Origin of the sequence: Streptomyces sp. WAC 01529 (assembly GCF_003945545.1) — a bacterium.
GTDB classification, from domain to species: domain Bacteria; phylum Actinomycetota; class Actinomycetes; order Streptomycetales; family Streptomycetaceae; genus Streptomyces; species Streptomyces anatolicus.
This window is the reverse complement of the sequence record NZ_CP029617.1, coordinates 3175140-3198861: the sequence shown is the minus strand read 5'-3', so window position 1 is coordinate 3198861 and position 23722 is coordinate 3175140. Positions and strand designations below refer to the sequence as shown.

The 23722-nt window shown below is 68.6% G+C and carries 15 protein-coding genes and 2 rRNA genes; 10 read left to right on the top strand and 7 right to left on the bottom strand.

Features of this window, described 5'->3' with window-relative positions; translation table 11 throughout:
- The first annotated feature begins 266 nt into the window (after positions 1-266).
- Together DMA15_RS14295 and rrf are read left to right on the top strand one after the other, a co-directional pair.
- Positions 267-3391, top strand: a 23S ribosomal RNA gene (locus DMA15_RS14295).
- 86 nt (positions 3392-3477) lie between these two features.
- Positions 3478-3594, top strand: a 5S ribosomal RNA gene (gene rrf, locus DMA15_RS14290).
- Between the two features lie 79 nt (positions 3595-3673).
- Here the strand turns inward: rrf and DMA15_RS14285 are convergent.
- The 5 genes from DMA15_RS14285 to DMA15_RS14265 are packed head-to-tail and all read right to left on the bottom strand — an operon-like array spanning position 3674 to position 9272.
- Positions 3674-4984, bottom strand: coding sequence for a DUF58 domain-containing protein (locus DMA15_RS14285; RefSeq protein WP_125513129.1), 1311 nt, complete (start codon positions 4982-4984; stop codon positions 3674-3676).
- Complete coding sequence (locus tag DMA15_RS14280) at positions 4984-5973, bottom strand: MoxR family ATPase (RefSeq protein WP_125513128.1); 990 nt, start codon at positions 5971-5973, stop codon at positions 4984-4986. Before DMA15_RS14280 ends, DMA15_RS14285 begins: the two co-directional genes overlap by 1 nt.
- A complete protein-coding gene (locus tag DMA15_RS14275) occupies positions 5970-7220 on the bottom strand; it encodes a DUF4350 domain-containing protein (RefSeq protein WP_125513127.1) in 1251 nt (416 codons plus the stop codon). The genes DMA15_RS14280 and DMA15_RS14275 overlap by 4 nt, the downstream gene beginning before the upstream one ends.
- Positions 7217-7918: a DUF4129 domain-containing protein gene (locus DMA15_RS14270; protein WP_125513126.1), complete on the bottom strand. Its 702-nt coding sequence runs from the start codon at positions 7916-7918 to the stop codon at positions 7217-7219. Before DMA15_RS14270 ends, DMA15_RS14275 begins: the two co-directional genes overlap by 4 nt.
- Before the next feature lie 28 nt (positions 7919-7946).
- On the bottom strand, positions 7947-9272 hold the full coding sequence (locus DMA15_RS14265) for a glycerophosphoryl diester phosphodiesterase membrane domain-containing protein (protein ID WP_125513125.1): 1326 nt from the start codon (positions 9270-9272) through the stop codon (positions 7947-7949).
- A gap of 140 nt (positions 9273-9412) precedes the next feature.
- On the opposite strand from DMA15_RS14265, the gene mtnA reads away from it, so the two are divergent.
- From mtnA to DMA15_RS14230, 7 genes are all read left to right on the top strand, one after another.
- Positions 9413-10570, top strand: a complete 1158-nt coding sequence (gene mtnA / locus DMA15_RS14260; RefSeq protein WP_125513124.1) for an S-methyl-5-thioribose-1-phosphate isomerase — start codon at positions 9413-9415, stop codon at positions 10568-10570.
- A gap of 412 nt (positions 10571-10982) precedes the next feature.
- Positions 10983-11672, top strand: coding sequence for a two-component system response regulator MtrA (mtrA, locus tag DMA15_RS14255; protein ID WP_198502768.1), 690 nt, complete (start codon positions 10983-10985; stop codon positions 11670-11672).
- A gap of 1 nt (position 11673) precedes the next feature.
- Positions 11674-13929: an MtrAB system histidine kinase MtrB gene (gene mtrB, locus DMA15_RS14250; RefSeq protein ID WP_125513123.1), complete on the top strand. Its 2256-nt coding sequence runs from the start codon at positions 11674-11676 to the stop codon at positions 13927-13929.
- Positions 13930-14026: 97 nt separating this feature from the next.
- Positions 14027-15778, top strand: coding sequence for an LpqB family beta-propeller domain-containing protein (locus tag DMA15_RS14245; protein WP_125517776.1), 1752 nt, complete (start codon positions 14027-14029; stop codon positions 15776-15778).
- A gap of 118 nt (positions 15779-15896) precedes the next feature.
- Positions 15897-16784, top strand: coding sequence for a ComF family protein (locus DMA15_RS14240; protein WP_125513122.1), 888 nt, complete (start codon positions 15897-15899; stop codon positions 16782-16784).
- A 255-nt stretch (positions 16785-17039) separates the two neighbouring features.
- The gene (raiA, locus tag DMA15_RS14235) at positions 17040-17789 is read left to right on the top strand and encodes a ribosome-associated translation inhibitor RaiA (protein WP_125513121.1); all 750 of its coding nucleotides are present in this window, start codon (positions 17040-17042) and stop codon (positions 17787-17789) included.
- Positions 17790-17983: 194 nt separating this feature from the next.
- On the top strand, positions 17984-18727 hold the full coding sequence (locus DMA15_RS14230) for a response regulator transcription factor (protein ID WP_125513120.1): 744 nt from the start codon (positions 17984-17986) through the stop codon (positions 18725-18727).
- Here the strand turns inward: DMA15_RS14230 and DMA15_RS14225 are convergent.
- Both DMA15_RS14225 and DMA15_RS14220 read right to left on the bottom strand, forming a co-directional pair.
- On the bottom strand, positions 18720-19883 hold the full coding sequence (locus DMA15_RS14225; RefSeq protein ID WP_125513119.1) for a crosslink repair DNA glycosylase YcaQ family protein: 1164 nt from the start codon (positions 19881-19883) through the stop codon (positions 18720-18722). The two genes, DMA15_RS14230 and DMA15_RS14225, sit on opposite strands and share 8 nt — an antisense overlap.
- A 130-nt stretch (positions 19884-20013) precedes the next feature.
- Positions 20014-20586, bottom strand: coding sequence for a GNAT family N-acetyltransferase (locus tag DMA15_RS14220; RefSeq protein WP_125513118.1), 573 nt, complete (start codon positions 20584-20586; stop codon positions 20014-20016).
- A 247-nt stretch (positions 20587-20833) separates the two neighbouring features.
- On the opposite strand from DMA15_RS14220, the gene secA reads away from it, so the two are divergent.
- A complete protein-coding gene (secA, locus tag DMA15_RS14215) occupies positions 20834-23686 on the top strand; it encodes a preprotein translocase subunit SecA (RefSeq protein WP_125513117.1) in 2853 nt (950 codons plus the stop codon).
- Positions 23687-23722: the final 36 nt, after the last annotated feature.

Below are 23722 nucleotides of genomic sequence, written 5' to 3'. Positions count from 1 at the left end.
CTACGTCGGCAAACGATCGACGGTGGTAGCTCATGGGTGGAACGTTGACTACTCGGCACACTTGACTGTCTTCTCCTGCAAGTACTGCTCTTTAGAGCGTGGAAAGTGGAGGGAAGCGGTGAAGGGTGTCGGGCACGCTGTTGGGTATCTGAGGGTACGGACTTGTTCCCGACCTCAATGCCGACCCCAGTGAAGGTTCGCTTAGGCGGGCTGTGATGGGTGGTTGGTCGTTGTTTGAGAACTGCACAGTGGACGCGAGCATCTGTGGCCAAGTTTTTAAGGGCGCACGGTGGATGCCTTGGCACCAGGAACCGATGAAGGACGTGGGAGGCCACGATAGTCCCCGGGGAGTCGTCAACCAGGCTTTGATCCGGGGGTTTCCGAATGGGGAAACCCGGCAGTCGTCATGGGCTGTCACCCGCTGCTGAACACATAGGCAGTGTGGAGGGAACGCGGGGAAGTGAAACATCTCAGTACCCGCAGGAAGAGAAAACAACCGTGATTCCGGGAGTAGTGGCGAGCGAAACCGGATGAGGCCAAACCGTATACGTGTGAGACCCGGCAGGGGTTGCGTATGCGGGGTTGTGGGATCTCTCTTTCACAGTCTGCCGGCTGTGAGACGAGTCAGAAACCGTTGATGTAGGCGAAGGACATGCGAAAGGTCCGGCGTAGAGGGTAAGACCCCCGTAGTCGAAACATCAGCGGCTCGTTTGAGAGACACCCAAGTAGCACGGGGCCCGAGAAATCCCGTGTGAATCTGGCGGGACCACCCGTTAAGCCTAAATATTCCCTGGTGACCGATAGCGGATAGTACCGTGAGGGAATGGTGAAAAGTACCGCGGGAGCGGAGTGAAATAGTACCTGAAACCGTGTGCCTACAAGCCGTGGGAGCGTCGCGCATCAAGCTTGCTTGGTGCGTCGTGACTGCGTGCCTTTTGAAGAATGAGCCTGCGAGTTTGCGGTGTGTTGCGAGGTTAACCCGTGTGGGGAAGCCGTAGCGAAAGCGAGTCCGAATAGGGCGGTTTAGTAGCGCGCTCAAGACCCGAAGCGGAGTGATCTAGCCATGGGCAGGTTGAAGCGGCTGTAAGAGGTCGTGGAGGACCGAACCCACCAGGGTTGAAAACCTGGGGGATGACCTGTGGTTAGGGGTGAAAGGCCAATCAAACTCCGTGATAGCTGGTTCTCCCCGAAATGCATTTAGGTGCAGCGTCGTGTGTTTCTTGCCGGAGGTAGAGCACTGGATAGGCGATGGGCCCTACCGGGTTACTGACCTTAGCCAAACTCCGAATGCCGGTAAGTGAGAGCACGGCAGTGAGACTGTGGGGGATAAGCTCCATGGTCGAGAGGGAAACAGCCCAGAGCATCGACTAAGGCCCCTAAGCGTACGCTAAGTGGGAAAGGATGTGGAGTCGCACAGACAACCAGGAGGTTGGCTTAGAAGCAGCCACCCTTGAAAGAGTGCGTAATAGCTCACTGGTCTAGTGATTCCGCGCCGACAATGTAGCGGGGCTCAAGCGTACCGCCGAAGTCGTGTCATTCACACAATAGGGCCAACGCCTGTGTGGATGGGTAGGGGAGCGTCGTGTGCCGGGTGAAGCTGCGCCGGAAGGCAGTGGTGGACGGTTCACGAGTGAGAATGCAGGCATGAGTAGCGATACATACGTGAGAAACGTGTGCGCCGATTGACTAAGGGTTCCTGGGTCAAGCTGATCTGCCCAGGGTAAGTCGGGACCTAAGGCGAGGCCGACAGGCGTAGTCGATGGATAACCGGTTGATATTCCGGTACCCGCTGTGAAGCGTCAAACATCGAGCCCATTAATGCTAAGGCCGTGAAGCCGCCCTGATCTCTTCGGAGTTGAGGGGAGTGGTGGAGCCGCTGACCCAAGGTGGTAGTAGGTGAGTGATGGGGTGACGCAGGAAGGTAGTCCAGCCCGGGCGGTGGTTGTCCCGGGGTAAGGGTGTAGCCCGTCATCTAGGTAAATCCGGATGACATACAGGGTGAGACCTGATGCCGAGCCGATTGTGGTGAAGTGGATGATCCTATGCTGTCGAGAAAAGCCTCTAGCGAGTTTCATGGCGGCCCGTACCCTAAACCGACTCAGGTGGTCAGGTAGAGAATACCGAGGCGTTCGGGTGAACTATGGTTAAGGAACTCGGCAAAATGCCCCCGTAACTTCGGGAGAAGGGGGGCCATCACTGGTGATCCGTTTTACACGGTGAGCTGGGGGTGGCCGCAGAGACCAGCGAGAAGCGACTGTTTACTAAAAACACAGGTCCGTGCGAAGCCGTAAGGCGATGTATACGGACTGACGCCTGCCCGGTGCTGGAACGTTAAGGGGACCGGTTAGTGCACTTTCGGGTGTGCGAAGCTGAGAACTTAAGCGCCAGTAAACGGCGGTGGTAACTATAACCATCCTAAGGTAGCGAAATTCCTTGTCGGGTAAGTTCCGACCTGCACGAATGGCGTAACGACTTCTCGACTGTCTCAACCATAGGCCCGGTGAAATTGCACTACGAGTAAAGATGCTCGTTTCGCGCAGAAGGACGGAAAGACCCCGGGACCTTTACTATAGTTTGATATTGGTGTTCGGTTCGGCTTGTGTAGGATAGGTGGGAGACTTTGAAGCGGGCACGCCAGTGTTCGTGGAGTCGCCGTTGAAATACCACTCTGGTCGTGCTGGATGTCTAACCTCGGTCCGTGATCCGGATCAGGGACAGTGTCTGATGGGTAGTTTAACTGGGGCGGTTGCCTCCCAAAGAGTAACGGAGGCGCCCAAAGGTTCCCTCAGCCTGGTTGGTAATCAGGTGTTGAGTGTAAGTGCACAAGGGAGCTTGACTGTGAGACCGACGGGTCGAGCAGGGACGAAAGTCGGGACTAGTGACCCGGCGGTGGCTTGTGGAAGCGCCGTCGCTCAACGGATAAAAGGTACCCCGGGGATAACAGGCTGATCTTCCCCAAGAGTCCATATCGACGGGATGGTTTGGCACCTCGATGTCGGCTCGTCGCATCCTGGGGCTGGAGTCGGTCCCAAGGGTTGGGCTGTTCGCCCATTAAAGCGGTACGCGAGCTGGGTTTAGAACGTCGTGAGACAGTTCGGTCCCTATCCTCTGTGCGCGTAGGAATATTGAGAAGGGCTGTCCCTAGTACGAGAGGACCGGGACGGACGAACCTCTGGTGTGCCAGTTGTCCTGCCAAGGGCATGGCTGGTTGGCTACGTTCGGAAAGGATAACCGCTGAAAGCATCTAAGCGGGAAGCCTGCTTCGAGATGAGTATTCCCACCCCCTTTGAGGGGTTAAGGCTCCCAGTAGACGACTGGGTTGATAGGCCAGATCTGGAAGCCCGGTAACGGGTGGAGGTGACTGGTACTAATAGGCCGAGGGCTTGTCCTCAGTTGCTCGCGTCCACTGTGTTGGTTCTGAAACCACGAACAACCCCGTCATGCCACATGGCGGTGCGGTTGTCAGTTTCATAGTGTTTCGGTGGTCATAGCGTGAGGGAAACGCCCGGTTACATTCCGAACCCGGAAGCTAAGCCTCATAGCGCCGATGGTACTGCAGGGGGGACCCTGTGGGAGAGTAGGACGCCGCCGAACTAATTTTATAAAGCCTCAGTCCCCGGACAATGTCCGGGGACTGAGGCTTTTTTTGTTTTCACGCCCCTGCCCTTTCTCCTCAGAGACGGCCGGCCGCCTTCAGGGAAAGGTAAGCGTCGGCCAGCGCGGGGGCCAGATTGTTTGGGGTCGCGTCCACGACCGTGACGCCGCGGCGGGTGAGTTGTTCCGCCGTGCGGTGCCTTTCGGATTGCGCTTGGGCTGCCGCTGCCGCCTCGTATATCGCTTCTGCCATTCCACGGGCATTCGCCATTTCCTCGATCTTGGGATCGGCGACCGAAGCGAGCAGGACTTTGTGGCGTTTGGTGAGCCGAGAGAGTACGGGTAGCAGGCCCTCTTCGATGGGGGCCGCGTCGAGGCTCGTAAGCAGCACGATCAGGGAACCGCGGGGCGCTGTGCGTAGGGCCGTCGAGGTCAGGCCTCGGGCGTCCGTCTCGATGAGTTCGGGTTCCAGAGTCGCCAGGGCGTTGACCAGAGAGGGGAGGACATCACCTGCTGATCGGCCCTGGACCAGGGCACGTACGCGGCGATCGTATGCGAGAAGGTCCACGCGATCACCGGCACGGGAGGCGAGGGCGGCCAGGAGGAGTGCGGCGTCCATCGAGGCGTCGAGGCGTGGCGCGTCGCCGACCCGGCCGGCGGAGGTGCGGCCGGTGTCGAGGACCAGAAGGATGTGCCGGTCGCGTTCCGGGCGCCAGGTACGGATCGCGACGGTGGACTGGCGGGCCGTGGCGCGCCAGTCGATGGAGCGGGTGTCGTCGCCGGGGACGTAGTCGCGGAGACTGTCGAACTCGGTGCCCTCGCCGCGGGTCAGCACGCTGGTACGACCGTCGAGTTCGCGGAGCCGGGCCAGCTTGGAGGGCAGGTGCTTCCGGCTGGTGAAGGGCGGTAGGACGCGTACGGTCCACGGGACCCGGTGGCTGCCCTGGCGGGCGAAGAGGCGCAGCGGGCCGTACGAGCGGATGGTCACGCGGTCGGATCGGTGGTCGCCGCGGCGGGTGGGGCGCAGGTGAGTGGTGAGGCGGCGGCGTTCGCCGGCGGGGATCGCGAGGCTCTGGCGGGATCCGGCGACTTCGGTTCCGGGCTGCCAGCTGCTGGGGGGCCAGGCGTCTCGGAGGTCGGCGCGCAGGGGGCGGCCGGAGGGGTTGGTGACGGTGAGCTGGACGTCGGCGGTCTCCCCCAGGCGTACGGAAGTGTCGCCGGAGCGGGTCAGGCCGAGGCGGCGTACCGGGGCGGCCAGTGCGAAGTCGCAGGCGCACGCCAGGGCCAGGGGGGCGTTGACGGCGAGGATGCCGGTCCAGCTGGGGTCCCAGAGACCTACGGGGAGGCTGCCCAGGGCTGCCAGGAGGGCGGTGCGTCCGGTAACGGCCATCAGCGGGGGACCGGGACGTGGGCGAGGATCGCGTTGATGACCGAGTCCGCGGTGACGCCCTCCATTTCGGCCTCCGGGCGCAGCTGTATGCGGTGGCGGAGGGTGGGCAGCGCGAGGGCTTTGACGTCATCGGGGATGACGTAGTCGCGGCCGGTGAGCCAGGCCCAGGCGCGTGCCGTGGAGAGCAGGGCCGTGGCGCCTCGGGGGGAGACGCCGAGGGTGAGAGAGGGCGATTCGCGGGTGGCGCGGCACACGTCGACCACGTAAGCGGTGATCTCGGGGGAGATGGAGGTCTTGGCGACCGCGGCGCGGGCGGCTTCCAGGTCGGCGGGGCCCGCTACGGGGCGTACGCCGGCGGCTTGCAGGTCGCGTGGGTTGAAGCCCTCGGCGTGGCGGGTGAGGACGTCGATCTCGTCGTGACGGGAGGGGAGCGGGACCGTCAGTTTGAGGAGGAAGCGGTCCAGTTGGGCCTCGGGGAGGGGGTAGGTGCCCTCGTATTCGACGGGGTTCTGGGTGGCCGCGACCAGGAAGGGGTCGGGGAGCGGGCGGGGGGTGCCGTCGACCGTGACCTGGCGTTCCTCCATCGCTTCGAGGAGCGAGGACTGGGTCTTGGGCGGGGTGCGGTTGATCTCGTCGGCGAGGAGGAGGTTCGTGAAGACCGGGCCGGGCTGGAAGGAGAACTTCGTGGTGCGCGCGTCGTAGACGAGGGAGCCCGTGACGTCGCTCGGCATGAGGTCCGGGGTGAACTGGACGCGCTTGGTGTCGAGTTCGAGACTCGCCGCGAGGGCGCGGACAAGCAACGTTTTGGCTACCCCAGGGACTCCTTCTAGTAGGACATGGCCGCGGCAGAGGAGGGCGACGACGAGGCCGGTGACGGCGGAGTCCTGGCCGACCACGGCCTTGGAGATCTCTGCGCGCAGGGCTTCGAGGGAAGCGCGTGCGTCGCGGGAATCTCCGGTGGGCCCGGTGTCAGTGGTCGGGTCCATCATGAGTGGCGTACCTCTCTTTCGAGGGCGTCGAGTTGGTCGGCTAGGGCGATGAGCGCTGTGTCGTTGCCCGGGGGCGGCCCGAAGAGGAGGGGGTGCGGGTCTTGGCCGGGAGTGCGAAGTCGCGTGGACAGTGCGGGGATCAGGGTCTCGGGCGCGTGCGCCTGAGCGGGGGATACGCCGACGAGGGGGGCGAGGCGGGTGCGGGTGGCGGTGCGCAGGGCGGTGGCCGCGCGGTCACGGGCGTTCGCTCTGCGATAGAGGCGGGCACGGCCTTCGACGGTCTCTGAGGCGCGGATGACCACGGGGAGGCGTTCGGTGACGAGGGGGCCGAGGCGGCGGGCGCGCCAGAGGGCGGCGAGAGCCGCGGCGATGGCGAGTTGCAGGGTGCCCCAACGCCAGCCGGAGGGGATCAGATCGAAGAAGCCGCGCTGCTCCGAGTCGGCCGTCCGGTCGTCGGAGAGTGAGGGGAGGTACCAGGCCAACTCGGGTCGGGTACCGAGGAGTTGCAGGACGAGCGAGGCGTTGCCGCGCTTGTCGAGGTGGTCGTTGTAGAGGATGTCGGGGGCGCCGAGGACGACGGTGTCGCCCTTTCCGCGGGGGGCGGGGAGATGCAGAAGGCTGGGCAGGCCGTCGCTGAGGTAGCAGGCCTCGGCGTCGGGGGTGAGGGTGTCGTAGCGGATGCCGCCCATGTCGGCGGTGCCCGCTCGGCGGGCGGCCGGCAGGAAGCAGCCGGGGGAGAGCGTGGAGTCCGCGCTGGGGGTGTCGTGCGCGGTGACGCCCGGGGCGAGGTCTTTGACCGAGGGGGCGCCGGGAGTGACGAGGACGGTGCGGCCGCCGGAGTGTTTGGTGGCGGCGTGGAGGCGGGAGCGCTGGCCGTCGGTGAGCAGGTCGGGGTTGGTCACCAGAAGGGTCGTGTCCGGGCCGGCCGCGGTGCGGGCCTCTTCGGTGGTGGTGACCACGCGGGTGGATACGCCCTGGTCGGCGAGGAGTTCGGCGACGGCTCGGCTGCCGTGGGGGTCGGCGGAGCGCGGGTCGAGGCGGCCGTGCTGGGCGCCGGAGCGGACGGCGGCGATGGCGACGGCCGTGGCCAGCAGGATGACCAGGGCGAGGGCGATGCCTCGGGAGCGGGTCCAGAGCTGGCGGGGTGTCGGCGAGACCGAGGTGGTGGGGCGAGGGGCGTCCGGCTGCCGCGTGGTGGAGGGCGTGGCGGGCTGGGGTGGCTCGGCCGGGCGGGTGGAGCCGGTCATTCGGCGGCTCCCTGGGAGCTGCTGCTCGGGGTGGTGTGGGTGGTGCTGGTCAGGACCGGCTTGGTGCGTTCGAGGTCCCGGTCGAGCGCGGCCAGGCGGAGGTACGCGGGTTCGTCGGCGGTGCGGCCGCCGTATGTGACGTCGTCGAATTCGTGGGCCGAGGAGCGGAGTTGGGGGGCGTGGGCGGGGAGGGTTCGGCCTGCTTCCGCTGCGGCTTCGTCGGCGGTGCGGCCGGGGCGGGGGTCCAGGAGTGCGCGTTCCTCCAGGGCGCGGACGATGGCGCGCATGCGTTCCTGGACGGCTTGGTTCCAGTGGCCCTGGGCGGCGTGGGCCTCGGCGGCGGCGCGGTGTTCGGCGGCGCTGCGGGGGCGGTCGTCGAAGAGGGGCGGTGCGGAGGTGGGGGTGCGGTGCGGGGTGCCCAGGCGCCACCAGAGGGCGGCGCCCAGGGCCACTACCGCGAGGACGATGACGAGGAGGCCGAGCCCGCCGCCCGGGGTGGCCCCCGCGGCGGCGGAGAACAGGTCGTCGACCCAGTTCCAGAAGGCGTTCAGGGCGCGCTGGAGGAGGCTCGGGTCGTTCTCGTGGTACATCGGCTTGGACAGTTCGCGCTCGGCCGCTTCACGGGCGGGGTCGCGTGGGATCGTCACCGGTGGGTCCTCGCCGGTGCGCGGCAGGAGCGGTGCCGCTCCGAGCCCCATGAGCACTGCCCCCGCCGCTGTCACCGCATCAGCTCCCCGGGGTGCCGGGCGGGTTGGTGCCCTGGCCGGGGGTGCCGGCGGCGGCGCGGGTGAGTTCGAGGTCGAGGGCCTCGCGCCGGATCCGCTGGTCGATGTAGAGGAGCACGGTGACCCCGGCCGTGATCGGGAAGGTCAGCATGGAGCCGATGACGGAGCCGACGCCGCTGACGATCAGGAACGTCCAGCCCAGTTCGCTGGTGCCGTCGAGGAAGCCGCTGACGCCTTCGCCGCTGACCGCGCCGGCGAGGAAGGTGAACGGGATGACGATGATCGACGCCACGACGTTCGCGATGATGGCGGCGAGCAGCTGGATGCCGAAGACCCGCCACCACGAGCCGCGGACCAGCTTGGCGGAACGGGTCAGGGACTTCTTGACGCCCTGCTTCTCCAGCATGAGCGCGGGGGAGGCGAGCGAGAAGCGGACCACGATCCAGATGGCGGCGACGCCCGCGGCGAGGCCGCCGAGCACGGCGAGGCCCGCCCCCGCGTCGGAGGCACCCCCGAGCGCGATCAGGAGGCCGGGCAGGATGCCGATGGTGACGACCGCGACGGCGATGAGCGGGATGAGCAGGGTCAGGCCGAACAGCCTTGCGAGCTGAGGGCGGGAGTCCCGCCAGGCTTCGGCGGTGGTCACCGACTTACCGAGCACCGCGCGGCTTGTGACCATCGTGAGCAGGGCCGTGGCGACGATCGTGCCGAGCAGGGTGATCGCGAGGACCACCCCGGAGTTCAGCATGGTGTCGCCCATGGCGCGGGTCAGTTCGCCGACCGTCGCGCTCGGGTCGTTGAGGGCGTCGGTGTCGGCGGACTCGCTCAGGACCAGGCCCTGGAGGAGAACGACGACGATCTCCGTGAGCACGGCCACGCTCAGGGAGATGCCGAGGACCGTGCGCCAGTGGGCGCGCATCGTGGACACGGCGCCGTCGAGGATCTCGCCGACGCCGAGCGGGCGGAGCGGGATGACTCCGGGCTTGGCGGCGGGCGGGGGGCCCTGCCAGGCGCCCCAGCCGGGATAGCCGCCGGGGCCGGGTCCTGCTGGGCCGCCCTGGGCTCCGGGGCCACCCGGGCCGCTCGGGGGTCGGCCCCAGCCCCAGCCGCCGCCCTGGCCGGGCGGAGGGGGTGGCGGAGGCGGGGTCTGTCCCGGGCCCGGGTCGCTGGGCGGGGACCACTGGGCGGGCGGCGGCTGCTCCTTGGACCACTTGGACGGGCCGCTCTGCCGGCTGTCGTCCGCGGGCTCGGTGGCGTCCGGCTTGCCGGAGTCCTGGCCGTCGGAGGGGGCGGATCCGGGCGAAGCCCAGCCCGGAGTGTCGTTCATCGTCGCTCCTTCACGGTGCCCGTCCGCGGGTGCGGCGGCAGGTTGCCAGCCATCGTGCCACGGGGCACCGGCCGGGTGACCGGGTGCCGTAGGGGTGGGACACCTTCAATTGTCCGCCGGGTAGGGGGCAGACTGGGCGGATGGCTGATCAGTACGCGCAATCCAGCGAGGACATACGGCCGACCGAGACCCCGGCGATCCCCGCGATCCGCTGGGACGAGCCACCTGAAGGCCCCGTACTGGTCATCCTCGACCAGACCAGGCTGCCGGGCGAGGAGATCGAGCTGGTGTGCACCGACGCACCGGCACTGGTGGAGGCGATCCGCACGCTCGCGGTGCGCGGGGCACCGCTTCTGGGGATCGCGGGGGCGTACGGCGTCGCGCTCGCCGCTGCCCGAGGGTTCGATGTGGACGAGGCCGCGGACGCGCTGGCGGGAGCGCGGCCCACCGCGGTCAACCTCGCGTACGGCGCGCGGCGGGCCCAGGCGGCGTACCGCACCGCGGTGGTGGGCGGGGCCGCTCCCGAGCGGGCGGCGGGTGCCGCGCTGGAGGCGGCGCGGGCTCTGCACGCCGAGGATGCCAAGGCCAGCGCCAGGATGGCGGCGCACGGTCTGGAACTGCTCGACGAGCTGCTGCCGGGGGGTGGGCACCGGATCCTGACGCACTGCAACACCGGGGCGCTGGTCTCGGGTGGGGAGGGAACGGCGTTCGCGGTGGCTCTCAAGGCGCACCGGGCGGGGAGTCTGCGCAGGCTGTGGGTGGACGAGACGCGGCCGTTGTTGCAGGGGGCCAGGCTCACGGCGTACGAGGCGGCGCGGAACGGCATGGCGTACACGCTGCTGACGGACAACGCGGCGGGTTCGCTGTTCGCGGCGGGGGAGGTGGATGCCGTGCTGATCGGCGCCGACCGCATCGCAGCAGACGGGTCGGTGGCGAACAAGGTGGGGAGCTATCCGCTCGCGGTGCTCGCGCGCTATCACCATGTGCCGTTCATCGTGGTGGCGCCGGTGACGACCGTGGACCCGCTCACCCCGGACGGAGCGTCCATCGAGGTGGAGCAGCGGGCCGGACACGAGGTGACGGAGGTCACTGCGCCGCATGTGCCGGTGATCGGGATGGAGGCGGGAGGCGGTATTCCGGTGGCGCCGCTGGGGACGCAGGCGTACAACCCGGCGTTCGATGTGACGCCGCCGGAGCTGGTGACGGCGATCGTGACGGAGGAGGGGGTTCTGTCGCCGGTGACGGCGGAGGGGCTGGCCGAGCTTTGCGCGAGGTCGGGGCAGGTGACCATCGGCTGAGGGCGCAAGCGTAGGTGCAGGCGGAGGCGCAGGGGGCTGGGGTTGGGGGCCGTGCCGAGGGCGGGGCGCGGCTTCCGGCCCGGGCGCTGTGGCACGGCCCCGGGGCTCCTTCGGGGATGGCCCCGGGGCTTCCTCGGGGCTGGGCTGAGGGGTGCCGTGCTGTCCGGATTCTGGGGCTGGCGGGGATGCCGGCGGCCGTCTCGGACTGACGTGTCACGGGTGGTCCCTGCCCTGAGACGGGGGGTTCCGCGGGGGACGAGGTGTCATGGGTGGGGCCGTCCGGCGTCCGTTACCGACCTGGTCCGAATGTGTCCCCAGCGGCTGATCGGCGCAGAGTGATGGCCCGATACGACTATCGTCACAGGTCAGTGACCTCACTCACCAGCAGCCCAGTCACTGTTACGAGAATGGGATGATGTCAGGCATGAAGGGACGAGTCCTTGTCGTCGACGACGACACCGCACTGGCCGAGATGCTCGGGATTGTGCTGCGTGGTGAAGGTTTTGAGCCGTCGTTCGTAGCTGATGGCGACAAGGCGCTGGCCGCTTTTCGGGAGGCCAAGCCCGATCTTGTGCTGCTCGACCTGATGCTGCCGGGGCGCGATGGCATCGAGGTGTGCCGCCTGATCAGGGCGGAGTCCGGGGTGCCGATCGTCATGCTCACGGCCAAGAGCGACACCGTGGATGTGGTGGTCGGTCTGGAGTCGGGGGCGGATGACTACATCGTCAAGCCGTTCAAGCCGAAGGAGCTGGTGGCCCGGATCAGGGCGCGGCTGCGGAGGTCGGAGGAGCCCGCGCCGGAGCAGCTCGCCATAGGTGACCTGGTCATCGATGTGGCGGGGCACTCCGTGAAGCGGGAGGGGCAGTCGATCGCGCTGACGCCGCTGGAGTTCGATCTGCTGGTGGCGCTGGCGCGCAAGCCGTGGCAGGTGTTCACGCGTGAGGTGCTGCTCGAGCAGGTCTGGGGCTATCGGCACGCGGCGGACACCCGTCTGGTGAACGTGCACGTCCAGCGGCTGCGCTCCAAGGTGGAGCGGGACCCGGAGCGGCCGGAGATCGTGGTGACCGTCCGGGGCGTCGGTTACAAGGCCGGACCGAGCTGACATGTCGCGGGACAGTTCCTCCTCGGCGCCCGGCGGTCCGGGGGCTCGTTCGGGGCGGACTGGACCGGCGCGGCGCGCGTCGCGGTTCGGGCGGCTCGTCGACGGCGGGCTCTTGTTGCAGGGCGGGGTGCAGGGCAGCCCGGTGTTGCGGCTCTTCGTGCGCTGGGTGCGCCGCCCGCTGCTGCCGGCCGTGCGGCTGTGGCGGCGCAATATCCAGCTGAAGGTCGTGGTCACGACCCTGTTGATGTCGCTCGGCGTGGTTCTCATGCTGGGCTTCGCCGTCATGAGCTCGGTGAACAACGGCCTGCTCAAGGCGAAGGTGAAGGCGTCGCAGAGCCAGGCCGACGGAGGTTTCCGGGCGGCCCAGGACAGTGTGAACGCGGCGCGGCAGAGCACTGAGCAGGGGCAGGGCCAGGGGCCGGACGGCAGCACGGTCGACGGGCGGAACGCCGCCGTGTGGATGTCCGACCTCGTGGAGCAGCTGTCCAGCGGCGGGCAGAACGCGTTCGCGGTGGTGACGCTGACCTCCACGAGCGACGCGGGAAGCGTGCGCGGTTCGCGGGCCTCGGGTGGCGTGGAGCCGATCCTGAGCGTGCCGGAGGAGCTGCGCGGGCGGGTCGACAAGGGCACGGAGGTCTTCCAGGCCAATACGCGCATCGAGTACGACGACGGGCGTGAGGCCCAGCCGGGTCTGGTGATCGGCAAGCGGCTGAACGACCTCAACGGCGACCCGTACCAGCTCTACTACCTCTTCCCGCTGACGCAGGAGGAGGAGTCCCTCAACCTGGTCAGGACCACTCTGGCGACCGCCGGGCTCTTCGTCGTGGTGCTCCTGGGGGCCATCGCCTGGCTGGTGGTGCGCCAGGTGGTCACGCCTGTCCGCATGGCGGCGGGCATCGCCGAGCGGCTCTCCGCCGGGCGCCTTCAGGAACGTATGAAGGTGACCGGTGAGGACGACATCGCGCGGCTCGGTGAGGCCTTCAACAAGATGGCGCAGAACCTTCAGTTGAAGATCCAGCAGCTGGAGGAGTTGTCGCGGATGCAGCGGCGGTTCGTGTCGGACGTGTCGCATGAGCTGCGTACGCCGTTGACGACCGTGCGCATGGCCGCGGATGTGATTCATGAGGCGCGGGTGGACTTCGATCCGGTGACCGCGCGGTCGGCGGAGTTGCTCGCCGATCAGCTGGACCGGTTCGAGTTGCTGCTGGCGGATCTGCTGGAGATCAGCCGGTTCGACGCGGGGGCGGCGGCGCTGGAGGCGGAGGCGATAGATCTTCGCGAGGTCGTCCGCAGGGTGGTCGGTGGCGCGGAGATGCTCGCCGAGCGCAAGGGCACGCACATACGGGTCGTCGGGGATCAGCAGCCCGTGGTCGCCGAGGCGGATGCCCGGCGCGTGGAGCGGGTGCTGCGCAATCTCGTGGTCAACGCTGTGGAGCACGGCGAGGGCAAGGACGTCGTGGTGCGGCTCGCCGCCGCGGGCGGGGCGGTGGCGGTCGCGGTGCGGGATTACGGAGTGGGGCTCAAGCCCGGCGAGGCGACCCGGGTGTTCAGCCGCTTCTGGCGGGCGGATCCGGCACGCGCGCGTACCACCGGTGGTACGGGGCTCGGGCTCTCCATCGCGCTGGAGGACGCGCGGCTGCACGGCGGGTGGCTTCAGGCGTGGGGGGAGCCGGGGGGCGGTTCGCAGTTCAGGCTCACGTTGCCGAGGACGGCGGACGAGCCGTTGCGGGGCTCGCCGATTCCGCTGGAGCCCGATGACTCGCGGCGCCACCGCGGGCTGAACGACGCGGGGCTGCCGCTCGGCGGGGGGAACAAGTTGGCGACCGTGCCCGCGCAGGCGGCCGCGGTGTCCCAGAAGGCGTCGCCGCCTGTGCCGGCGAAGGGGCCGATAGCGCCCCGGCTCGCGCGGGCCGCCGCCGTGGATCTGACGGCGCTGCCCGGCAACGGGTCGCGGGTCGTGTCGCGCCGGTCGCCGGACGACGAGGTTTCTTCCGCGGTGCGGGAGGGCTCGGAGTCCCCCGCGCCGCAGCGGGGGACCACCACGTCACCCGACTCACAGCAGGCGCAGAAGTCACAGCAGGCGCAGCAGGCGCAGCAGGCGCAGGAGTCATGGGAGACGCAGGGGTCACAAGCGCCACCGCAGCCCCAGGAGTCACAGGCGCGGTCGCGGGAGCCGGAGCCGGAGCCGGAGGCGGAGGCGGCACGTGAGGCCGAGGCGGGTTCGGCGAGGGAAGGGGAGAGTGCTCGTGGGCGCTGAGCGGGAGAGGCGCGGCCGTCGGGCGCGCCGTGGGCGTCCGCTGCGTACGGGACTGCTGCTGGGCGGTTGCGGGGTGCTCCTGGCGGGCTGTGCCTCGATGCCCGACAGCGGGAATTTGAAGTCCGTCGACGCCTCGCAGCGGCCGGACTCGCAGTCGCAGGTCCGCGTCTACGCGATGCCGCCCCGCGAGGGCGCGCTGCCCGTGGAGATCGTGCAGGGCTTTCTCGAGGCGCTGACCAGTGATGATCCGCAGTTCGCGATGGCGCGCAAGTATCTGACCAAGGAGGCATCGAAGGAGTGGGATCCGGAAGGGTCCACGACGGTGCTCGCCGACGGCCCGAACACGGATGCGGGCAACGCGGGTAACGACGCCGACGGCAGCCGCCGCTTCTCCCTGACCGGCCAGCAGGTCGCGACGGTGGACAAGCAGCACGCGTACCGGCCCGAGGAGGCCTCCTACAGCCAGTTCGTGCATCTGAGTTTGGTGGGCGGGCCGGGCCGCAAGGAGTGGCGCATCGACAAGCCGCCGCCGGGTGTGGTGCTCGGTGAGTCGGACTTCCAGCGCATCTACCGCTCCGTCAACAAGTACTACTTCGCGGGGCCCTCGGGGACGGGTGCGAACGGGCAGACGGGTCTGGTCGCCGACCCCATCTACATACGTCAGCGGATCGACCCGCTGACGCAGACGGTGAAGGCGCTGCTTGAGGGGCCGACCAACTGGCTGGACCAGGTGGTGGATTCGAGGTTCCGCAGCGGTACGCGGCTCAAGGACCCCGGCGAATCGCTGACGCCGGACGACCAGAACCGGCTGACCGTGCGGCTGAACAGCCAGGCAGACGACGCCAGCCAGACGCGTTGCCGGGAGATGGCGGCGCAACTGCTCTTCACGTTGCAGGACTTGACGCCTTCGGGGGTCGAGCAGGTGACGTTGCAGCGTTCCAACGGTTCGATGCTCTGTGTCCTGAGCCAGAGCCACGCCGAGAGCGTCGCGGCGCATCGCAGCGCCGTCCGGCCGGACTACCAGTACTTCATCGACGAGGAGCACCGGCTGGTCCGGATGCCGGCCAACGCCGGGAGCACCGCCGACCCGGAGCCGGTGAACGGCATCCTCGGCACCGGTGACCAGCCGCTGCGCTCGGCGGCGGTCTCGCGCGACGAGAAGCGTGCGGCCGGGGTGTCGCTCGACGGGAAGGCGCTGTACACGGGGTCGTTGGTCCTCGAGGACACGCTCGGCAAGCCGCAGGTGCGCAGCAAGGCCAAGGCGGAGGAGGACCGTCTCTCCACGCCCAGTTGGGACGGCAGGGGCGACCTGTGGGTGGCGGACCGGGATCCGAAGCGGCCGCGGCTGCTCTGGCTCGGCCAGGGCGAGGGCGAACCGGTCGAGGTCGAGGTGCCCGGGCTCGACGGGCGTATCGAGTCGGTGCGGGTGTCGGCCGACGGCGTACGCATCGCGCTGCTGGTCGAGGGGAAGGACGGCAAGACGTCCCTGTGGATCGGCCGGGTCGAGCGGGGCGAGGGTGAGCGGCCCTCGATCTCGGTGCTCGATCCCACCCCGGCGGCGCCGCGGATGGAGGAGGTCACGGCCATGTCGTGGGCGGGCGGCAGCCGCCTCGTGGTGGTCGGGCGCGAGTCCGGTGGGGTGCAGCAGATGCGGTACGTGCAGTGCGACGGGTCGGTGCTCTCGGGCACCACGCTGCCGGGTCTCACGGGCGTCAAGGAGATCGCGGCGTCCGAGAGCGAGCAGCAGCCGCTGGTGGCGCACTCGGACGACGGGATCGTGCGGCTGCCGACGGGGTCGCAGTGGCAGACGGTGGTGAAGGAGGGCTCGGCTCCGGTCTATCCGGGGTGAGCCCGTCTCCCTTCTTGGTTCCCCTGTGGCCTCGCTGTTCAGCGGGGCCACACGGTTATCCACAGGGGGTTATCCACAGGGGTGGTCGCGTGGCTCCCGCCTTGGCACAGTGGAGGCCATGCGGGGGTGGTGGCAGGACCTGACCGACCTGGTGCTGCCGGCCGAGTGCGGGGGCTGCGGGAGGCCTCGGACGGCGCTCTGCGGCGGGTGCCGGGCGGCTCTGAGCGGTCGCGCGCCGCGCCGGGTGCGGCCGGCGCCGGAGCCGTTGGGGCTGCCGGTGGTGCTCGCCGCGGCGCCGTACGAGGACGAGGTGCGGGCCGTACTGCTGGCGCACAAGGAGCGTGGCGCCCTCGGGCTCGCCGGGCCGCTGGGGGCGGCGCTGGCCGGGGCCGTGCTTGCCGGAGCCGCGCTCGCCGCTCCGCGGGCCGAAACACGGGGATGGGGTGATACGGGTGCGCGATCGTGGGTAGTCGGCACACACGGCGGATCACAGGGGCGCACGGTGCCGTTGTCGCTCGTCCCGGTGCCGTCGGCGCGTGCCTCTGTGCGGGCGCGCGGTCATGACCCGGTGCGGCGGATCGCGCTCGCCGCGGCGGGTGAGCTACGGCGGACGGGGGTCCCGGCGCGAGTGCTCGCGGTACTGCGGCAACGGCGCGCGGTGGCCGACCAGTCGGGGCTCGGCTCCCGGCAGCGGCAGGCCAATCTGGCGGGTGCCCTGGAGGTGACCGCCGGGGGCGGCCGGTTGCTCGCGGAAGGTGGCCGGATCGTGGTCGTGGACGACCTGATGACCACGGGCGCCTCACTGACGGAGGCGGCGCGGGCGATACGTGACCTACACATGGAAAGCAGTGGGTGGGCGGAAGCCGCGCGGGGACCGGGAACGGGCGCCGTGCGAGAGCCGGTATTTGGCCGCGAGAACGCGATCAGTGCCGCCGTTGTCGCCGCGTCACCGGAGTCTTTCGAAATAAACCCGGAACTGATGGAGAACTTACGTCGTTGCAGGTGATGAGAGGGTGGATACACCTGAATGGAGGTACGCCGCAGTAGAGGGTGACGACATCCGCCCGGGCGAGATATGTTCGGTTGTGAGGAATGGCGAACGCCGCACCTCGCATATCGGAATGCCGGTTCATGGGTTCACGGGTTCCTGAGTTTCACGGGTTTCCGCAATCACCCGGGCCGGTGGGGTGGAGATCTCGCCCACGGGGGAGGAGGAGGTGGAAGTCACCGAGTCCGAGGCCCCGGCAGTCACCGGGGTCTGGTGCAAAAGGGAGATGCTCCGCCATCGAAGCGGAGCAATCCGGGAACGGAGTTCTGCGTGGACATCGTCGTCAAGGGCCGCAAGACCGAGGTGCCCGAGCGGTTCCGCAAGCACGTGGCCGAGAAGCTGAAGCTGGACAAGATCCAGAGGCTCGACGGCAAGGTGATCAGCCTCGACGTCGAGGTGTCCAAGGAAACCAACCCGCGTCAGGCCGACCGTTCCGACCGCGTGGAGATCACACTCCGCGGACGCGGACCCGTAATCCGCGCGGAAGCCTCGGCCGCTGATCCGTATGCGGCGCTGGACCTGGCCACGGCCAAGCTCGACGCCAGCCTGCGCAAGCAGCACGAGAAGCGCCACAACCGCCGCGGCACCGGCAGGCTCTCCGCCGCCGAGGTCGCCGAGCGCGTCCCGGACGCGGCGACGCTCAACGGAGACGGCACCCTCGCGCGCGACGAAGAGCCGGACGGTGTGCCGGTCAAGAGGATCGGCTCGCTGGAGATCCAGGGCGAAGGCCCCCTCGTGGTCCGCGAGAAGACGCACGTCGCGGCGCCCATGTCGCTCGACCAGGCCCTCTACGAGATGGAACTGGTCGGACACGACTTCTACTTGTTCGTCGACTCCGAATCCAAGGAACCGAGCGTCGTCTACCGACGGCACGCCTACGACTACGGCGTCATCCGCCTCAACACCGACCCGATGGTCGCCCAGGCCGAGACGGGTGGCGGAGGCGGGGCTCTCGGCGGCTGACGCCGTCCGCCGACCGCCGTGGTGGTGCCCCTGGAGCGCTTCGTGCGCCCCCAGGGGCACCATTGTGCGACCAGTGCGCGCACCGCACCGGCGCCGGGCATGAAATCATGGGCGGGCCGGTCAACCGGCGTGCTGCCGCGTCGGGTTGGCGTGGCAGAGGCACAACAGGCCACGGCCTTCATGGGGGAGGAACGATGGCGGACAGCTTCGGACCGATGCGTCACGAGGGTGCCGGGGACGGCATCGGCATCGGCACGGACGCGGGCGCCCCGCGCAAGGAGCCCATCAGGGTCCTTGTGGTGGATGACCACGCCCTCTTCCGCCGGGGCCTGGAGATCGTCCTCGCCGCCGAGGAGGACATCCAGGTCGTGGGCGAGGCGGGCGACGGCGCCGAGGCGGTGGACAAGGCCGCCGACCTGCTGCCCGACATCGTGCTCATGGACGTACGGATGCCGAAGCGCGGCGGGATCGAGGCGTGCACCTCCATCAAGGAGGTGGCGCCCAGCGCCAAGATCATCATGCTGACCATAAGCGATGAGGAAGCCGACCTCTACGACGCGATCAAGGCGGGCGCCACCGGTTATCTCCTCAAGGAGATCTCCACGGACGAGGTGGCCACCGCGATCCGGGCGGTGGCCGACGGGCAGTCGCAGATCAGCCCCTCGATGGCGTCGAAGCTGCTCACGGAGTTCAAGTCGATGATCCAGCGCACCGACGAGCGCAGACTCGTGCCCGCGCCCCGGCTGACGGAGCGCGAGCTGGAGGTGCTGAAACTGGTAGCCACGGGGAAGAACAACCGCGATATCGCCAAGGAGTTGTTCATCTCCGAGAACACCGTGAAGAACCACGTGCGCAACATCCTGGAGAAGTTGCAGCTGCATTCCAGGATGGAGGCCGTGGTCTACGCGATGCGGGAGAAGATCCTGGAGATCAGGTAAGGGCGCGCACCAGGTCGGCCGTCAGCTCCGGGCGGTTCACCCGCTCCACCCGTACGGAATCGCAGCCGACCCAGGACGCCGCCTCCAGGAGCGCCTGGGCCATCGGTGCGACCGCCTTCGGGGTGTCGAGCGAGACCTGCCTGGCCACCAGCGTGGAGCCCTCGCGCGCGGGGTCGACCCGGCCGAGCAGCTTGCCGCCCGCGAGCAGCGGCATCGCGAAATAGCCGTGTATCCGCTTGGGCTTGGGCACGTACGCCTCAAGGCGGTGGGTGAAGCCGAAGATCCGCTCCGTGCGCGCCCGCTCCCAGACCAGGGAGTCGAACGGCGAGAGCAGCGTCGTGCGGTGGCGGCCGCGGGGCGCCGTCTCCAGGGCCTTCGGGTCCGCCCAGGCAGGCTTGGACCAGCCCTGGACCGCCACGGGCACCAGGCCCGAGTCGGCGACCACCGCGTCGAACTGCTCGCCCTTGAGGCGGTGGTAGTCGGCGATGTCCGCGCGCGTGCCGACGCCCAGGGCCTCACCGGCGAGCCGTACCAGGCGGCGCAGGCACTCCGCGTCGCTCAGGTCGTCGTGCAGCAGGGCGTCGGGGATCGCGCGCTCCGCCAGGTCGTACACCCGCTTCCAGGAGCGGCGCTCCGTGCACACCACCTCGCCGTACATCAGCGCGCGCTCGACGGCGATCTTCGCGTCGGACCAGTCCCACCACTCGCCCTTGTTCTTCGCGCCGCCCAACTCCGTGGCGGTCAGCGGGCCTTCGGCGCGCAGCTGCTTGACCACCTGGTCATACGCGCCGTCGGGCAGGTCGTGGTGCCAGTGCGGGCGGGAGCGGTAGGCGCGGCGGCGGAAGGCGAAGTGCGGCCACTCCTCGACGGGCAGGATGCACGCGGCGTGCGACCAGTACTCGAAGGCGTGGGTCTGGGTCCAGTACGCCGCTTCGACCGTGTCGCGGCCGACGGCGCCCAGGCGCGCGTACGGAATGAGTTCGTGCGAGCGAGCCAGGACCGAGATCGTGTCGAGCTGGACCGCGCCGAGGTGCCGCAGGACGCCCCGCACACCGGACTTGCGGTCCGGCGCGCCCAGGAAACCCTGGGCGCGCAGCGCGATGCGGCGGGCCTCGTCGGCGGAGAGTTCGATGGCGGGGCGCGGCGGGGTCGTCATGGTCGAAACGATAGGCGCAGCCACTGACAGCAGGGTGGGATATCCCACCCTGCCAGGAGCCGTGGGCGCTTCGGCCGTGCAGGTGCCATGGGCAGTCCGGCCGCGCAAGAGCCGTGGGCAGTCCGGCCGCTCAGGGCTTCGCGGGCAGATACGGCAGCGGGGAGGCCATGGCGATGTCCGAGGGCAGCAGGGCGCCCACCCAGCTGTCCCGGAGCGTGCCCTTGTTCAGCAGACCCGCGCGGAGAACACCCTCGATGGTGAAACCGGCCTTCTCCACGACCGCCCGCGACCCGGCGTTGCCGACCTCCGCGCGCCATTCGAGCCGCGTGCAGCCCAGCTCCGTGAAGGCCCAGCGGGCGAGGCCCAGCACGATCTCCGTCATATAGCCGTGGCCCCGGTGCTCCTTGGCCGTCCAGAAGCCGACCTCCCAGCTGCCCGAGCGCGGGTGGTGCAGGCTGGTGGCCGCGATCAGCGGGCCGCCGCCCCGGGGACGTACGGCGAAGGTGTACTCCAGGTCGTTCCGCCAGCCGTCCGGGACCATGCGGCTGATGAAGTGCTCGGCGTCCACGCGCGCGTACGGCGAGGGGATCGTGGTCCAGCGCTGGATCTCGGGGTCCTGGCAGGCCTCGTACACCTCGTCGATGTCCTCGGAGGTGAAGGCGCGCAGGCTCAGGCGTTCGGTGGTGAGTGTGACGGGCTCCATCAAGCGATGATGCGGGGCCGCTGTCCTGGGAGCCAGTGTTTTTACCGGCCCTTCGTGATCATCACTCGGGCGCCACTTACGCGGCACTCGCGAGGCACTCGTGGGCGCAACCCGGCACCTTCGGCGCCCCTCGCCCGTTGACCTCATGGCAGACCTCCCGGCGCAGCCGGGTCCTCGCATACGATGACCGTTGCCCGACGAGTAAAACCGACCATGCCAGGCCCGACCGGCAAGGAGACCAACCCCCGTGTCCGTCCTCTCGAAGATCATGCGTGCAGGCGAAGGCAAGATCCTGCGCAAGCTGCACCGCATCGCGGACCAGGTCAACTCCATCGAAGAGGACTTCGTCAGCCTCTCCGACGCCGAGCTGCGCGCGCTGACCGAGGAGTACAAGGAGCGATACGCCGACGGCGAGACGCTCGACGACCTCCTGCCCGAGGCCTTCGCGACGGTCCGTGAGGCCGCCAAGCGCGTCCTGGGCCAGCGCCACTACGACGTCCAGATGATGGGCGGCGCCGCGCTGCACATGGGTTATGTGGCCGAGATGAAGACCGGTGAGGGCAAGACCCTCGTCGGCACCCTGCCCGCGTATCTGAACGCCCTGTCCGGCAAGGGCGTCCACCTGATCACGGTCAACGACTACCTGGCCGAGCGCGACTCCGAGATGATGGGCCGCGTCCACAAGTTCCTGGGTCTGAGCGTCGGCTGCATCCTGGCCAACATGACGCCGGCCCAGCGCCGCGAGCAGTACAACTGCGACATCACCTACGGCACGAACAACGAGTTCGGCTTCGACTACCTCCGCGACAACATGGCGTGGTCGCAGGACGAGCTGGTGCAGCGCGGCCACAACTTCGCGATCGTCGACGAGGTCGACTCGATCCTCGTCGACGAGGCCCGCACGCCGCTGATCATCTCCGGCCCCGCCGACCAGGCCACCAAGTGGTACGGCGACTTCGCCAAGCTCGTCACCCGCCTCACCAAGGGCGAGCCCGGCAACCCCCTCAAGGGCATCGAGGAGACCGGGGACTACGAGGTCGACGAGAAGAAGCGCACCGTCGCCATCCACGAGTCCGGCGTGAGCAAGGTCGAGGACTGGCTGGGCATCGACAACCTCTACGAGTCGGTGAACACGCCCCTGGTGGGCTACCTCAACAACGCCATCAAGGCCAAGGAACTCTTCAAGAAGGACAAGGACTACGTCGTCATCGACGGCGAAGTCATGATCGTCGACGAGCACACCGGCCGTATCCTCGCCGGCCGCCGCTACAACGAGGGCATGCACCAGGCGATCGAGGCGAAGGAAGGGGTGGACATCAAGGACGAGAACCAGACCTTGGCGACCATCACCCTCCAGAACTTCTTCCGCCTCTACAAGCGCGAGGGCTACGACAGCGGTCTCTCCGGCATGACCGGTACGGCCATGACCGAGGCCGCCGAGTTCCACCAGATCTACAAGCTGGGCGTCGTGCCGATCCCGACGAACCGGCCGATGGTCCGCGCCGACCAGTCCGACCTGATCTACCGCACCGAGGTCGCCAAGTTCGCCGCCGTCGTCGACGACATCGCGGAGAAGCACGAGAAGGGGCAGCCGATCCTGGTCGGCACCACCTCCGTGGAGAAGTCGGAGTACCTCTCGCAGCAGCTGTCCAAGCGGGGCATCCAGCACGAGGTGCTCAACGCCAAGCAGCACGACCGTGAGGCGACCATCGTCGCCCAGGCCGGCCGCAAGGGCGCCGTCACCGTCGCCACGAACATGGCCGGACGAGGCACCGACATCAAGCTCGGCGGCAACCCCGACGACCTCGCCGAGGCGGAGCTGCGCCAGCGCGGCCTCGACCCCGTCGAGCACGTCGAGGAGTGGGCCGCGGCGCTGCCCGCCGCCCTGGAGAAGGCCGAGCGGGCCGTCAAGCAGGAGTTCGAGGAGGTCAAGGCCCTCGGCGGGCTGTACGTCCTCGGTACCGAGCGGCACGAGTCGCGTCGTATCGACAACCAGCTGCGCGGTCGTTCCGGCCGCCAGGGCGACCCGGGCGAGTCCCGGTTCTACCTCTCGCTGGGCGACGACCTGATGCGGCTCTTCAAGGCGCAGATGGTCGAGCGCGTCATGTCGATGGCCAACGTCCCCGACGACGTGCCGATCGAGAACAAGATGGTCACGCGCGCGATCGCCTCCGCCCAGTCGCAGGTCGAGCAGCAGAACTTCGAGACGCGCAAGAACGTCCTGAAGTACGACGAGGTCCTCAACCGCCAGCGCGAGGTCATCTACGGAGAGCGTCGCCGCGTCCTGGAGGGCGAGGATCTGCACGAGCAGATCGCGCACTTCATGGACGACACCATCGACGCGTACATCGCCGCCGAGACCGCCGAGGGCTTCGCCGAGGAGTGGGACCTGGACCGGCTGTGGGGCGCCTTCAGGCAGCTCTACCCCGTCAAGGTCACCATCGAGGAGCTGGAGGACACGGCGGGCGACCGCGCGGGCCTCACCGCCGAGTTCATCTCCGAGTCCATCAAGGACGACATCCACGAGCAGTACGCGGCGCGCGAGGAGCAGCTCGGCTCCGAGATCATGCGTGAGCTGGAGCGGCGGGTCGTCCTGTCGGTGCTCGACCGCAAGTGGCGTGAGCACCTCTACGAGATGGACTACCTCCAGGAGGGCATCGGCCTCCGCGCCATGGCGCAGAAGGACCCGCTGGTCGAGTACCAGCGCGAGGGCTTCGACATGTTCAACGCCATGATGGACGGCATCAAGGAGGAGTCCGTCGGCTACCTGTTCAACCTGGAGGTCCAGGTCGAGCAGCAGGTCGAGGAGGTCCCGGTCGAGGACGCGGCGGCGGCCACCTCGCTCACCAAGGGCGGCGTGCAGGACGCGGTTCCGGCGGGTGCGGGTGGCGGGGCCCAGGCGCGGCCCGAGATCCGCGCCAAGGGCCTTGAGGCTCCGCAGCGGCCCGACCGGCTGCACTTCCAGGCGCCGAACGCCGAGGGCGGCGTGGATGAGGGCGACTTCACCACGGATGGTTCCGGAGTGCGTTCCGAGGCGGACGGTATGACCCGCGCGGAGCGGCGCAAGGCTCAGAAGGGCGGGCGGCGGCGCAAGAAGTGACGTTGTCGCTGTCGCTCTGAGGGGGCGGGGCTCGGC

Bases quoted from the DNA above. Each gene is read 5' to 3' on its own strand.
- DMA15_RS14270 (WP_125513126.1), bottom strand. From the start codon at position 7,918: ATGGGGCTCGGAGCGGCACCGCTCCTGCCGCGCACCGGCGAGGACCCA.
- DMA15_RS14240 (WP_125513122.1), top strand. From the start codon at position 15,897: ATGCGGGGGTGGTGGCAGGACCTGACCGACCTGGTGCTGCCGGCCGAG.
- DMA15_RS14265 (WP_125513125.1), bottom strand. From the start codon at position 9,272: ATGAACGACACTCCGGGCTGGGCTTCGCCCGGATCCGCCCCCTCCGAC.
- DMA15_RS14280 (WP_125513128.1), bottom strand. From the start codon at position 5,973: ATGATGGACCCGACCACTGACACCGGGCCCACCGGAGATTCCCGCGAC.
- DMA15_RS14230 (WP_125513120.1), top strand. From the start codon at position 17,984: ATGGCGGACAGCTTCGGACCGATGCGTCACGAGGGTGCCGGGGACGGC.
- mtrB (WP_125513123.1), top strand. From the start codon at position 11,674: ATGTCGCGGGACAGTTCCTCCTCGGCGCCCGGCGGTCCGGGGGCTCGT.
- DMA15_RS14220 (WP_125513118.1), bottom strand. From the start codon at position 20,586: ATGGAGCCCGTCACACTCACCACCGAACGCCTGAGCCTGCGCGCCTTC.
- DMA15_RS14285 (WP_125513129.1), bottom strand. From the start codon at position 4,984: ATGGCCGTTACCGGACGCACCGCCCTCCTGGCAGCCCTGGGCAGCCTC.
- DMA15_RS14275 (WP_125513127.1), bottom strand. From the start codon at position 7,220: ATGACCGGCTCCACCCGCCCGGCCGAGCCACCCCAGCCCGCCACGCCC.
- mtnA (WP_125513124.1), top strand. From the start codon at position 9,413: ATGGCTGATCAGTACGCGCAATCCAGCGAGGACATACGGCCGACCGAG.
- DMA15_RS14245 (WP_125517776.1), top strand. From the start codon at position 14,027: ATGCCCGACAGCGGGAATTTGAAGTCCGTCGACGCCTCGCAGCGGCCG.
- mtrA (WP_198502768.1), top strand. From the start codon at position 10,983: ATGATGTCAGGCATGAAGGGACGAGTCCTTGTCGTCGACGACGACACC.
- DMA15_RS14225 (WP_125513119.1), bottom strand. From the start codon at position 19,883: ATGACGACCCCGCCGCGCCCCGCCATCGAACTCTCCGCCGACGAGGCC.